The following is a 12,832-nucleotide window of genomic DNA, read 5'->3' as shown; positions in this document are numbered from 1 at the left end:
GTTTGGAGATACATATTGCTTCAGCCTGTTGTTACGCTCAGCTCTTCCGTCCCGGAACCGCTTGGTACTCTCACCAGAATAAAGGCGGAAAAAGCAAGCAGGGCAAGACCGCCCGAAACCAGAAGTGCGCCAGATCCATAGTGGCTTATCAGCCAGCCAAAGGCGAGCGGGGCACCAACCTGTGCCAGACGTGAAGGCATGCCCAGCAGTCCGATCCGGTAGCCATAGTTTTTCGGGCCATAGAGTGCCAGCGGCAGAGTTCCCTTGGCAATGGTCAGGATACCATTGCCCGTGCCGTGGAGCAGGGCAAAAGGCAGGGCGAGCCAGCCACCACCCCCCAGGCCAGCAGCGGTAATAAGCAGAAACGCCCCAATGGGATGGGTGATTGCCGCGATCCTGGCCGAGATAATCGGATGGAAGCGTTTGAGGTATCCGGCTTCAAGCAGGCGGGCGGCGACCTGTGCCGGACCCATCAAAGCCCCCGCTGCAACAGCTTGTGCAGAGGTGGCCCCGGCAGCTTCGAGCAACCGCGGCAGATGGGCCGCCATCCCGGTGGAGATTACCCAACCGGCGGCAAAGGCAAAGCCCAACAGCCACATGGTCCGATCCAGAACGATATGAGGGGCTTCGTTTTCTTCTGCGATCTCCTTGTTAACGATGAACTTTGGCAGGCAAAAGAAGTTCAGCGGCAAGGCAAACAGCAAATGTCCGATGGCCCAGGCGACGCAGGTCATGCGCCAACCCAGCTCGGCTTCCCCCCAGGCGGTCAGCGGCCATCCGATGGTGCTGGCAAAACCGGCAATTAATGTGATCCCGGTGATGGCTGAACGGGCCGATGTACCGTAAAGACGCCCAAGTGTGGCAAAGGCGGCATCGTACAGCCCAAAACCCATCGCAGCCCCCATCACGCCCCAGCCTAACCAGAGAGAGAGGGTTGTTTCGGCTGAGGCGAGCAGCAACAGGCCTGCGGCGAAGGTCAGGTTTGAGGCCACAAGCACGCCGCGTCCACCAATCCGGTCAATGGTTTTGCCCATCTTGGGCCCGAGCAGGGCACTGAGTAATAGGGCGGCGGAAAAGGCAGCAAAGACCATGGTCGTACTACTGTTGGTGTCCAGGGCCATGGCGTCGGCCAGTATGGCTATAAGATAGTAACTCGAGGCCCAAGCGAGTGTTTGACTGCTGCCCAGTGCCCCGATAACCAGATATTTTTGCCTGTTAGTGTGTGCTTTCATTTTTAGGCTACGGCCTCTTGTGGGGATGTTGTACCACAGCCGCAACCGGCTTTTCCCTGGTCTTTGGCTACTTCGTCTTTAACGCAGCAGGCGTCTTTTCTCTGAATCGCGGGGCCGCCACAACAGCCGGATGCTTTCTCCGTTTCTGTAGCGGTATCCGGCGAAATCGCAGGGGCACCACAGCAGCTGGATGCTTTTCCCGTTTCTGTGACACGATCCGACGAACAGACACCTGTTTCCGGCAAGCGTAATTCTACCCGGGCAGCGGCTTCCTTGTCGCCTGCAATTTCAGCGAGTATCGACCGGACCTGTTCGTAGCCTGTCAACGTGAGAAAGGTCGGTGCCCGTCCGTAGGACTTCATACCGGCAATATAAAAGCCCTGTTCCGGCTGCGCCAGTTCTGCCGCACCATGTGGCCGCACCGTACCACAGCTGTGTTCATTGGGATCAATCAAAGGGGCCAGGGCAGGTGGACATTCGAGTGCCGGGTCGAGCAAGAGGCGAATTTCGCTGGCAAAAGAAAAGTCAGGCCGGAAGCCGGTGGAGACGATGAGTTCATCTACGCTGATCTGTTGAGAGGTAGAAATTCCCTCGCTTTGAAGCTGCAAACCTGTGTTGTCTTCGCTGATATGTGACAGGCGGAACCCGGCTTTCAAGCTGAGATCTCCTTCTTCCAGCAGTTTCCTGATTTCGACACCAAGAGCACCTCGGGCTGCCAGCTGGTCATTGGCGCCACCACCAAAGGCGCGGCTCGGATCTTCGCCTCGTACCAGCCATACGATTGAAGTATCAGGGACCTGCTTCTTGAGGGCGACAAGGTCGATCAGATTGCCGGTGGCTGAATGTCCCATGCCGAGCACAGCCACACGCTTGCCGGCGTAGCGGTTTCTTTTGGTCCCCAGGATGTCTGGCATACCATAGCTGATCCGGGCTGCTGCCTGCTTTTCTCCAATGGCGGGCAGGCCGTTGGCCCCTGCTGGATTGGGGCTGTCCCAGGTGCCGGATGCATCAAGCACTGCATCGACCAGCAACACTTTTTCTTCCGCATCTTTTTGATAGCGGATCTCGAACGGGGTCGAGTTTCTGCCTGGGGTTTTCAACTTGTCATATCCGACCCGGGAGATCGCGGTAACCTTGCTCGAAAACAGCAAATGTTTTTTCAACTCGGGCAACTCTGCCAGCGGCGCAAGATAACCGGCGACAAAATCACCGCCTGTGGGAAAGGTTTCCGCTGCTGGTTCCTGCCAGCCGGAGGCTAGCAACAATTGTCGACAGGCGCTGTCAATGTTGTATTGCCAGGGGGAAAACATACGGACATGTTGCCACTGCCGGATTGCCTGGCCGACAACGGAACCTTTCTCAAAGATGATTGGCACAAGTCCCCGTTCCATGGCCCGGACTGCAGCAGCAAGACCAACAGGCCCTGCACCGATGATTGCGATTGTCTGGTTGGTGTTTTTCATTTTATTACCTTTATTCTGGAAATATGGAAATAATGAAGTTCAAAACAACAGCCCTTGGAACAGGAAGGGCAGGTAAGTGGGTTTAACAGCGCTTGGTGGTGCAGTCAGGCTCAGTTGTTCTGCTGCCCTCAACACAGCATTCCGACATCAGAAAGTCGATCAGCTCTTGCATGGACTGGTAGTTGGCGCGGCAGATCAGGGTCGTGGCCTGTCGTTCCTGGGTAATCAGCCCTGATATCAGTAACGTCTTCAGATGATGCGAGAGAGTGGAGGGGGCAATATCCAGCCTTTCTTGCAGAGAACCAACAGGTAAACCTTCACTCCCAGCACGAATCAGGGTACGAAAAATATCCAGCCGGGTCGGTTTGCCCAGTGCTTCAAGTTGTGATGCTGCAAAATCTGTTTTCATGCTAGGAAGATGGGCTTTTCAAATTTATTTGTCAACTGTATTTCTGGAATTACCGAAATAAGTAATAATCAAAAGCCCTCTTTAGTAAAGATTGGCCTGTCCCTGTGGCTTCTATATAGGTCTGTCACAGGTACAGGGTTATGAGCAAGGAGACCAAGGTGTCAGAAGAACTCGTTATGCGTATTGATACGCTGGAATCGCACGTGGCAGAGCAGGAGCAGGTTATTCATGACCTGAGTGATGTTCTGGCCAAACAGTGGCAGAAAATCGAGACACTTTCGCGCAGGCTGGACCAGGTTCAACATCTTCTTGATGAGCTTGAAACCGAGCCGGAATCCGGAAGAAAACCTCCTCATTACTAACCGGGGTGAAGGCAGTCGGCCAGAAAGTAGGGGGGAAAGTACAGATGGCGGTTTTTATTTGATATGATGAGGTATAAAACCCAAATCAGGTGAAGCCCTGATCTCAGGATATCTCCTTGATTACCTTGTTCCGCCCCTGATTTTTTGCCCGGTACAGTGCTTCGTCAGCGCGTTGGACCAGATTTTCGAGTGCCTCTCCGATGACGTATCTGGAGACACCAATAGATAAGGTAATCCGGCCAAATTCCTGCCCGGTTTTTTTGTTTTTGAGCACCTGTTTGGAAATTTTCTCCCGGATCTGGTCGGCAAGATCGGCAGCATCTTCAAGGCTTGTATCAGGGAGTATGCAGGCAAACTCTTCTCCGCCGTATCGGGCAGGGGTATCTTGACCTTTAACAGCTTCAACGAGCTTCTTGCCAACCACCTTAAGCACCTCGTCGCCGATCCGGTGACCGTAGGTGTCGTTGAATTTCTTGAAGTGATCTATATCCATCAGCAGGAGACAGAGTTCGGTGCCTTCGGCTGAAGCATTTCCTGCTTCCTGCATCAACTTGGCGTCAAAGAGTTTGCGGTTCCCGATCTGCGTCAGGGCATCGGTCAGGGATTCTGCCTTGACCCGGTCAAGATTTTGCTGAAGTTTGCTGATCTCTTGCGAAGATTGTTGCAACTGGTTTTGCAAGGCCTTGTTTTTTTCTGTGATCGCAGCAGTTTCGAGGACAATTTCTTCGACAAAGCTTTTCAGTGAGGCAACGTTGTCTTCGCTGGCGATATCGGTCGCAAGGCTGGCGATCTTCTCTCCGTAATTCTCGCTGTCACTTCCTGCAACACCAATCTGCTCGATCACCTGTTTCATGGTGCTTTGCAGTTTCAGGCCCACTTGGTGAATTTCATCACTGTGATTGCCTTCTATCTGATAAAACTTCTGGAACAGCTGCTGACAGATTTCAGAAGAAAAACTTCCATGTTGATCAAGAATGGCATCGATTGCCATTTTCAGTTCAGGGTTTTTGTCGCTGACATAATCATACCAGAGCGTGTAATTCTGGGGGGTAGCGGGAATACCTCTTTGCTTCATGGTTGCAAAAGCGAGTTCTGCGTATTCCTCGGCCTTGGCAAAACTATCAGCGATCTGCATGTCCTCTGTTTCCTTCTCCGGTTCAACCCGAAATCAACCGCTTGAGGCTGGGGGAACCCTTTATAAGTTTTATCAGTTATTTTGTGGTCCATGAAACAAGACGACAAGAATGTATAGCAAATTCGTTTCTAGTGATTAAGATTATGTGATTGTTTGTCAAATACTGAGAGAGCTTCAGGAAGATTTCTTGATTTTGTCAGCCGCTTCTGACCGTTAAAGACTGTAAATTCGTCATACCTGTTTTTGTGCCCCTTGGCTTTGATGATCGCAAAGAGGGGGGTCTCGTGTGCATGCCTGAAGATGGAAAAGACCGCGCAGTCATCCAGAAGATCAATTGCATAGTCACGCCATTCGCCCCGGGCAACTCTCTGGCTGTAAATGGATAGGAGCATTCCAAGCTCCTTGCGATCAAAGGTAACGGAAAAGGGTTTCGTGTGTTTTTTATCCAGATAATAGACAGATGTCATACAGAATGTGTCTCCTGCTCTTCTCCTTCTTAAAGACAGATTGGCTGATTTTTTTGTAAATATCCACTTATTCGTCAGGCCAGATGATTTGCTTTTCCGGCTTATTGTATCACAGGATTTGTTGAATTGCTTTTGGCAACTGCGGGCTGTTGTTGCTGCGCGCTATGATGAATCACTGTCTGCGAACTGGCTTCTTCATACGGGCTTTCATAACAGGTCACACCGCCTATATTGCGATAGCAATATAGATTTTCATAGCCAGTACTGGTCAGATCGGCCTCGAGTTCTTCATCCCGACAATAGGCTTCCCCTTTTGAGGTATAGAGAATGGAGCAGTCTTTAGCCATCGCCCAACTGGTAAAGTGATCAGTTATGGTCTTGTCGGTATAGACAAGGGTGCCGACACTGGCGGTGAGCATCACCGGGTCAGACCAGGTACAGCCTGAAAGGGAGCCGAAAGTCAAAAAGCAGCCCAGTATGGCTCCAAAAAAACGCTTCATAATTTTGCCTATTTTATGTCCGAGTATTCCATCGGTCGTGAGTCTCTTTATGTACTCTAAATCGTTTAAGTAAATAAAATATTAGCAGTTAACAGCAAAGCTTTGCCCGAAAGCAGGGAGAATTGGTTATTCCTGATTGTTGATAGGGTAAAGTTTCTATATAAAGTTCAGCGAAATTGGAGTGAGTTTTATGCCAACCCTGTCTTCCTGCACCTGCAGGGGGGGACTGGACGAGTTGGGGACTGACTTGAGACAACTGCTCGCAACCCGAGGGAAAATTATTTCGTGGCTGATATCTTTCAGGAAGTCGAAGAAGATCTAAAACGTGAACGCGTGGAACTTCTGTGGAAAAAATACGGGAAATGGGTGATTGCAGCTGCTATCGCCATCGTCCTTGTGACAGCTGGTTTCCAGCTTTGGAACAACTATCAGCAAACCGTTCGGAGTGAGAAGTCAGTTCAGTTTTCCCAGGCTCTCGGACTGAGTGAGGCCGGAAAGCTGGATGAGGCAAAATCGGCTCTTGCAGAACTGTCCACTACCGATGACGGGTATGGCACCCTGGCACGTTTCGAGCAGGCCAGTATTCTGGCCGAGCAGGGCGATATCGCTTCTGCTGTTGCTCTTTGGGATGAAATCGCGGCGAGTTCCCCGCCAATTGATCGGCTTCGGGATGTTGCCTCTTTGCTGGCTGTGATGCATTTGGTAGAGACCGGCGATATCGCGGATGTAAAGAAACGTCTGGCGTTGCTGGCTGTACCTGGCGCTGCTTTCCGCTACAGTGCAATTGAGCTTCAGGCTCTGGTTGCGCTTCGTGAAGACGATCACACGAGCGCGCGTTCATTTTTCCAGCAGTTGGTCGATGCACCAGATGCACCAGGCGGTATCCAGAGTAGGGCTGCCCAGATCCTCGAGACGCTGGCGGAGTAATTCATATGTTGTTGGAAATGCGTAAGGGCCTGTTCACGATTGCTCTGGGGCTGGCTTTGACCGGTTGTAGCCTTGCAGATAAATGGCTGGGTGAAGATGAAGACCCTCCTTTGCCAGGGGCAAGGATTTCGATTCATTCCGGGGATAAGGGCCTGACTGCAGATTCGACAATTTCCGATCAACGTATCCTCTTGCCAAAACCTTTTGAAAACACCTTCTGGACCCACAATGGTGGTAACCCGGCTCATGCGATGTTCCATCTTTCTTTGGGCGAAATGCCACGAGAAATCTGGAGCGATGGCATTGGCGAGGAAAATGACGGTGACGAGATTATTCTTGCCCAGCCTCTGGTGGTTGAATCTGTCCTCTTTACAATGGATTCCCGCTCGACGGTTAAGGCGTATGACCGGAATACTGGAAAAGTATACTGGGAAAAAGATCTTGAGCCGAACGATGAAGAAGACGGCTACTTCGGCGGTGGTATTGCCTATGCGGACGGTCGTATTTTTGTATCAACCGGCTTTGCCCGGGTTTTTGCTCTGGATGTTCGCTCCGGGGCGATTCTCTGGACCCAGGATGTCCCCGCTCCGATGCGTGCTGCACCAACGGTGAACGGCGGTCGTGTCTTTATCGTTACTCTTGATAACCAGACAATATCTCTTGCTGCGGATGACGGGCGACGTCTCTGGAGCCATGTGGGGGTGCAGGCCGAAACCAGCCTGCTGGGGGGCGCGAGCCCTGCAGTTGCCGGACGGATCCTGATCGTTCCCTATTCCTCGGGGGAAATTGTTGCGATTGATGTCGTTGAAGGCGATCTCAAATGGGGAATTGATCTCTCCTCTGTCCAGAAAACCGACCCGCTTACCGATCTTGCGCATATCAAGGCAATGCCGGTTATTGACAGGGACCGGGTGATCGCGATAAGTCACTCCGGACGCATGGTCGCCATTGATATAAAAGAGGGCGTGCGCCTGTGGGATACAGACATCGGTGGTGTCCAGATGCCCTGGGTTGCGGGTGATTTCATTTATGTCCTGACCAACGATGCGCAAGTTGCAGCAGTTCGTCGTGACGATGGTCGCATCCGCTGGGTCCAGCCTCTGCCCCGTTTTACCGATCCTGAGGATCGTAAAGGGTTGATCGTCTGGCAGGGTCCTGTGCTGGCCAGTGACCGTCTTATTGTTGCAGGCTCTCACGGAGAAGCGATTTCACTATCTCCCTATACCGGGGAAGTACTTGGTTTTCTGGATTTGCCGGATGGTGCAGCCATGCCCCCCGTTGTTGCCGGAAACAGCTTGTATTTCCTGACTGCAGAAGCAGAAATTATCGCGATGCGCTAGGCCTTGTGGCTTGCCGCGAAAGAAAGACAAAAAAATGACTTTCACAGTTGCCATAGTCGGGCGACCGAATGTGGGCAAGTCCACACTTTTCAACCGCCTGATCGGTAAAAGACTGGCGCTGGTTGATGATCAGCCCGGGGTCACACGTGATCGCCGCGAAGGGGAAGCATTCCTGTTCGGCTTGCGTTTTAAGGTGATTGATACAGCAGGTCTTGAAGAGGCATTCGACCAGAGCCTGGAAGCAAGGATGCGTCAGCAGACCGAGCAGGCTGTGTCCGAAGCTGATCTGGTTCTGATGCTGATCGATGCGCGGGTCGGTGTCATGCCGATAGACGAACACTTTGCCAAGTTCCTGCGCAAGGGAAAGACACCGATTGCCCTTATGGCGAACAAGTGTGAAGGCAAGGTTGGCGATATCGGATTGATGGAAGCCTACAGCCTTGGTCTTGGCGAGCCGATCCCTTTTTCTGCCGAACATGGTCTGGGCAGCAGTGATCTCTATGACATCATCAAGGAACATATGGAAAAGGCAGCTGAAGACAAGGTTGTCGCTTCTCCCTATATTCCACCTGCGAACTTGGAAGCAGAGGAAGAAGAGATCCCTGCGACGCAAGACGATTCTGAAGATCATGATTTTCTTGATGACGACGATTTCGAGGAAGAAGACGAAGAGATCGTTCGGGGACCACTGCAACTGGCGATCGTCGGACGTCCGAATGTCGGAAAGTCGACCCTGGTCAACAAGCTGCTGGGCGAAGAGCGGCTTCTGACTGGCCCGGAAGCGGGTATTACCCGTGATGCGATCTCTGTCGAGTGGGAATATCAGGGACGTCCGATCAAGCTGGTTGATACAGCCGGTCTGCGGCGTAAATCCAAGATTATGGACAAGGTCGAGAAACTCTCGGCTTCTGATACCATCCGCGCCCTGAAGTTTGCCCAGGTGGTTATCCTTGTGCTTGATTCAGATGGCATTCTTGAAAAGCAGGATCTGACCATCGCCCGTACCGTGATTGATGAAGGGCGCGCGCTGATTATCGCTGTGAACAAGTGGGATGCCTGTCCGAACAAGGACGAGGTGATGCAGCTGGTTCGGGATCGCCTGCAGACTTCCCTGCCACAGGTTAAGGGAATTCCGGTCGTCACGATCTCTGCTCTGAAGGGGCAGAATCTGAACAAGATGCTGGATGCTGTCTTTAACATTTATGAAATCTGGAATCGCCGTATTCCAACTTCCGGCCTGAACAGATGGCTGTCCGAACTGCTTGAGATCCATCCGCCTCCCGCACCGGGTGGCCGTCGGATCAAGCTGAAATATATCACCCAGGCAAGGGCGCGGCCGCCGACCTTTGCGATTTCCTGTTCCTTGCCCGAAGATCTTCCGGCATCCTACAGCAGGTTTATCGAAAACAATCTGCGCGATACGTTCGATCTCCCGGGTGTTCCGATCCGCCTTCATATGAAAAAGGGTGACAACCCTTATGCAGGCAAGAAGAAACGCAATAACTGATTGTTTTCCCTTGTAGAATATTCTCGCAAAAGGTCGCTTTCAAGCGGCCTTTTGTCTTTGTAAATAGCGGAAAAAACTTCGGGCGGTTCAAGCTGTACAAGGCAACTGTTTTGAACAGAAACCGTGAGATACGTACGATCTTAAAGGAATGACTTTATGAGTGCTTTTATTCTGGTTGATACCAAAATCAGCAACCCGGAAGTTTATGAGGAATATAAAGCCCTGGCCAAACCGCTGGCCGAGAAATACGGGGGTACCTATCGCACAAGAGGTGGTGCCATGGAGGTTGTCGAGAACGACCTCTGGTCTCCAACCCGTCTGGTTCTGATTGAATTCGCGGACATGGAGGCGGCAAAAAAATTCATAGACAGTGAAGACTACGCACCGATAAAGGCCATGCGTCATGCAAACGCCGAATGTACGCTGGCGATCCTTGAGGGCATCTGAACCTGTAGCGCTTTACTACAGCCGGGCTCATTGAAAATAAACCCGGCTGTATCATACCCAACAACCCAATACAGTGACCGATCAGTCTCGATTAGAGAGGTGGATCAGATCATTTCTGCTTGAGATCGATGAACTGTCCATTGAGCTGGTAGCTGGCTGAGGCAAGCTCGACAAAGATATCGGTAATGCTCTCTGGGGCAGGCAGGCTCATCGGATCTTCGCCGGGAAAGGCTTTTTCCCGCATGGCCGTACGCATAGGGCCTGGTGAAATCAGATTGGCGCGTACAGTGGTTTTCTCGACTTCATCAGCATAGGTTTGCACCAGGGTGTTCAGTGCGGCCTTGGAGGCCTTGTAGACACTCCAATAGGCTTTTGCGGTTGCACTGGTGGTGACAAAGATGGCCCGCCCGGCATCCGATTTTCTCAAGAGGGGATCAAGACTGCGAATCAGCCGGTAGTTGGCTGTGACATTGATGTCAAAAACCTCCTGCCAGACCTTGGGCTTGATATGGCCGATGGGCGAGAGAGGTCCAAGAGACCCCGCGTTGCCAACCAGAACATCCAGCTTGCCGTAACGCTCGAAAAGCGAAGCACCGAGGTGATCCAGTCCATCCATTTCCTTGAGGTCATGGGGAATGAGCACCGGGTTTTTGCCCCCTGCGGCACGGATCTCGTCATCAAGCTCTTCCAGTGCTCCTACAGTCCTTGCCATAAGCAAAAGCTGGGCACCCTCTGCAGCAAAGCGTTTTGCTACGGCCCGGCCGATACCGCGGGATGCTCCGGTAATCAGGGCGAGGCGTCCTTCAAGACGGCCCTCAACAAGATGGAGGGGTGTTTGCTCTGTCATCTTTTAAGTTTCCTAGCCGGCTTTTTTAGGTTTTTTGAATTTGGGAACATCGACGACGTGATCCTGGTAATCGTCAATACGGGTAGGATAGTATCCGGTGAAAGGGGAATCGCAATATTGAGGTTCCAGGTCATTTCGCCCTTCAAGGCCCATTGCCCGATACATGCCGTCGATGGAAAGAAACGCCAGGCTGTCTACGCCGATATAGCTGGCCATTTCCTCCAGATCCATCTGGGCGGCAAGCAGCTCTTTGGATTTGGAAATATCGATCCCATAGAAATAGGGGTATCCGATGGGCGGGGAAGCGATGCGCATATGCACTTCCTTGGCACCGGCGGCACGCACCATTTCGACAATTTTGAGAGAGGTCGTTCCCCTTACAAGCGAGTCATCAACCAGAATAACCCTTTTCCCTGCCAGGACGGCTTTGTTGGCGTTGTGTTTCAGTTTGACGCCAAGGTTTCTGATCTGTTGGCCCGGTTCGATAAAGGTCCGTCCGACATAATGATTGCGGATAATACCAAGTTCAAAGGGTACACCTGATTCCTGCGAGTAACCGATCGCGGCAGGGACCCCGGAATCCGGAACGGGAACCACGACGTCTGCTTCCACATGGCTTTCCTGGGCCAGCCCCTTGCCGATGTTTTTGCGCGCGTCATAAACACTGATGCCATCAATGAAAGAGTCCGGGCGGGCAAAATAGATGTATTCAAAGATACAGGTCTGCTTGCGCGTCGGTGGAAAAGGACGCATGGACTGGACGCCTTCGTCGTTGATCACGATCAACTCGCCGGGCTCGACATCGCGAACAAATTCAGCACCGATGATATCCAGGGCACAGGTCTCAGAAGCAACGACATAACCGCCTTCAAAGCTGCCAAGAACCAGCGGACGAATGCCGTGGGGATCCCGAACGGCAATGACACCCTCTTTGGTCATGCAAAGCAGGGCATAGGCACCCTCAATCCGTTGAATGGCATCAATCACCTTGCCGACAATGGTATCGCGAATAGAGGTGGCAACCAGATGCAGGATGACTTCCGTGTCCATGGTGGACTGGAAGATCGAACCGCGCATAACCAGCTGGTCTCGAATTTTCTGGGAATTGGTCAGGTTGCCGTTGTGACACAGCGCAAAACCGCCCGCGTGCAGTTCGGCAAACAGGGGCTGTACATTCCGAAGTGCCGTTTCCCCTGTTGTGGAATAGCGGGTGTGTCCGATGGACATATTCCCCTGAAGACGTTCAATGACTTCCTGTGAAGAGAAGTTGTCGCCAACAAGCCCCAGGGCGCGATGGTTATAGAACTCCTTGCCGTCATAACTGACAATCCCGGCGGCTTCCTGCCCTCGATGCTGCAGGGCATGCAGGCCGAGTGTTACAAGGGCTGCTGCGCCTTCGTGTCCATGTACGGCATAAACGCCACATTCCTCATGGAGTTTGTCATCATCGTGAAGATAATCGGGTGTCATGGCTTTCGCTCTCCTGAACTCGGAATGCTGTCCATCATTCGCTGCCATTCACAGCTTCGATGGTTTTTTGCATCTGTGTGCGCATGGTGTCGTTATAACCGGGTTCCCCTTCTTTAGGTTCGGGATCGGGAATTTCCGGTTTGATCAGTTTTTGATAGGTCTGGGTCGCATTATAGACCTGTCTCGCTGCTTCGGCCTGTTGCAATACCTTGGTAATCGTTTCTGTATGGAACTTTTCAGGCAGGAGCCTGACGAGCAGGGCAGAGCTTTGTTGAATGGCCGGGCGGGTTTTGGCGCGCTCAACATCAATCGGCCAGCCTTCTTCCTGTGGCATAAGGAAAACAAAAAGGGCGATCCAGCAAAGGCAGACAATCACAGCGCCCCGAACCAGGCCAAACAGAAAACCCAGGGAACGGTCAAGCGGGCCGAAGGTACTGGCTCTGACATGTTTGCAGATCATTCTGATGACCACCATCATCAGGCCCAGTGCCACGGCAAAAATAGCAAAACCCGTTACCAGCTCGGCGACAAAGGGAATGTTGATGAATTTCTGCACATAGGGCAGCAGGGGATGAAATCCCCAGAGCGTAATAAAGCCGGCCCCGATCCAGGAGGCTACGGACAGAACCTCATGGACAAGCCCCCGGAAGAGAGCAAAAAGTCCAGAGACTGCAAGTATGCCGATAACAGCGACATCCAGAAGTGAGATGGGGAGGTTTTCCATCA

The 12,832-nt window shown here is 52.2% G+C and carries 14 protein-coding genes; 5 read left to right on the top strand and 9 right to left on the bottom strand.

Translation table 11 applies throughout. From position 1 onward, the window contains the following. Positions 1-20: 20 nt before the first annotated feature. The 3 genes from O4H49_RS06500 to O4H49_RS06490 all read right to left on the bottom strand — a co-directional run bounded on the left by O4H49_RS06500 (position 21) and on the right by O4H49_RS06490 (position 3,104). On the bottom strand, positions 21-1,232 hold the full coding sequence (locus O4H49_RS06500) for an MFS transporter (RefSeq protein WP_269422625.1): 1,212 nt from the start codon (positions 1,230-1,232) through the stop codon (positions 21-23). A 2-nt stretch (positions 1,233-1,234) separates the two neighbouring features. Then, positions 1,235-2,695, bottom strand: a complete 1,461-nt coding sequence (locus O4H49_RS06495) for an NAD(P)-binding domain-containing protein (RefSeq protein WP_269422624.1) — start codon at positions 2,693-2,695, stop codon at positions 1,235-1,237. Positions 2,696-2,777: 82 nt separating this feature from the next. After that, positions 2,778-3,104 (bottom strand): ArsR/SmtB family transcription factor, encoded by a 327-nt coding sequence (locus O4H49_RS06490; RefSeq protein ID WP_269422623.1) that lies wholly within the window; start codon positions 3,102-3,104, stop codon positions 2,778-2,780. 140 nt (positions 3,105-3,244) lie between these two features. On the opposite strand from O4H49_RS06490, the gene O4H49_RS06485 reads away from it, so the two are divergent. Continuing rightward, positions 3,245-3,466 carry a SlyX family protein gene (locus O4H49_RS06485; RefSeq protein ID WP_269422622.1) on the top strand — a complete coding sequence of 74 codons (222 nt, stop codon included), beginning with the start codon at positions 3,245-3,247 and terminating at the stop codon, positions 3,464-3,466. Positions 3,467-3,569: 103 nt separating this feature from the next. On the opposite strand, the gene O4H49_RS06480 is transcribed toward O4H49_RS06485, so the two are convergent. From O4H49_RS06480 to O4H49_RS06470, 3 genes are all read right to left on the bottom strand, one after another. After that, positions 3,570-4,601, bottom strand: a complete 1,032-nt coding sequence (locus tag O4H49_RS06480; protein ID WP_269422621.1) for a GGDEF domain-containing protein — start codon at positions 4,599-4,601, stop codon at positions 3,570-3,572. A 128-nt stretch (positions 4,602-4,729) separates the two neighbouring features. Next, positions 4,730-5,068 carry a DUF2794 domain-containing protein gene (locus O4H49_RS06475; RefSeq protein WP_269422620.1) on the bottom strand — a complete coding sequence of 113 codons (339 nt, stop codon included), beginning with the start codon at positions 5,066-5,068 and terminating at the stop codon, positions 4,730-4,732. A 101-nt stretch (positions 5,069-5,169) separates the two neighbouring features. Further along, on the bottom strand, positions 5,170-5,568 hold the full coding sequence (locus O4H49_RS06470) for a hypothetical protein (RefSeq protein WP_269422619.1): 399 nt from the start codon (positions 5,566-5,568) through the stop codon (positions 5,170-5,172). 285 nt (positions 5,569-5,853) lie between these two features. On the opposite strand from O4H49_RS06470, the gene O4H49_RS06465 reads away from it, so the two are divergent. The 4 genes from O4H49_RS06465 to O4H49_RS06450 all read left to right on the top strand — a co-directional run bounded on the left by O4H49_RS06465 (position 5,854) and on the right by O4H49_RS06450 (position 9,789). Beyond that, positions 5,854-6,495 carry a tetratricopeptide repeat protein gene (locus tag O4H49_RS06465; RefSeq protein WP_269422618.1) on the top strand — a complete coding sequence of 214 codons (642 nt, stop codon included), beginning with the start codon at positions 5,854-5,856 and terminating at the stop codon, positions 6,493-6,495. 5 nt (positions 6,496-6,500) lie between these two features. Beyond that, positions 6,501-7,835, top strand: a complete 1,335-nt coding sequence (locus O4H49_RS06460; protein ID WP_269422617.1) for a PQQ-binding-like beta-propeller repeat protein — start codon at positions 6,501-6,503, stop codon at positions 7,833-7,835. 34 nt (positions 7,836-7,869) lie between these two features. Beyond that, the gene (gene der / locus O4H49_RS06455; protein ID WP_269422616.1) at positions 7,870-9,342 is read left to right on the top strand and encodes a ribosome biogenesis GTPase Der; all 1,473 of its coding nucleotides are present in this window, start codon (positions 7,870-7,872) and stop codon (positions 9,340-9,342) included. A 156-nt stretch (positions 9,343-9,498) separates the two neighbouring features. Next, complete coding sequence (locus O4H49_RS06450; protein ID WP_269422615.1) at positions 9,499-9,789, top strand: DUF1330 domain-containing protein; 291 nt, start codon at positions 9,499-9,501, stop codon at positions 9,787-9,789. A 109-nt stretch (positions 9,790-9,898) separates the two neighbouring features. On the opposite strand, the gene O4H49_RS06445 is transcribed toward O4H49_RS06450, so the two are convergent. Genes O4H49_RS06445 through O4H49_RS06435 form a run of 3 tightly spaced genes read right to left on the bottom strand, consistent with a single transcriptional unit; the run spans position 9,899 to position 12,830 of the window. Continuing rightward, complete coding sequence (locus O4H49_RS06445) at positions 9,899-10,636, bottom strand: SDR family NAD(P)-dependent oxidoreductase (RefSeq protein ID WP_269422614.1); 738 nt, start codon at positions 10,634-10,636, stop codon at positions 9,899-9,901. Positions 10,637-10,648: 12 nt separating this feature from the next. Then, complete coding sequence (gene purF / locus O4H49_RS06440; protein WP_269422613.1) at positions 10,649-12,106, bottom strand: amidophosphoribosyltransferase; 1,458 nt, start codon at positions 12,104-12,106, stop codon at positions 10,649-10,651. 34 nt (positions 12,107-12,140) lie between these two features. Continuing rightward, the gene (locus O4H49_RS06435) at positions 12,141-12,830 is read right to left on the bottom strand and encodes a CvpA family protein (protein WP_269422612.1); all 690 of its coding nucleotides are present in this window, start codon (positions 12,828-12,830) and stop codon (positions 12,141-12,143) included. Between the last annotated feature and the right edge of the window lie 2 nt (positions 12,831-12,832).

This window comes from Kiloniella laminariae (assembly GCF_027214005.1).
GTDB lineage: Bacteria > Pseudomonadota > Alphaproteobacteria > Kiloniellales > Kiloniellaceae > Kiloniella > Kiloniella laminariae_A.
This window is presented reverse-complemented; position numbering and strand designations above follow the sequence as displayed.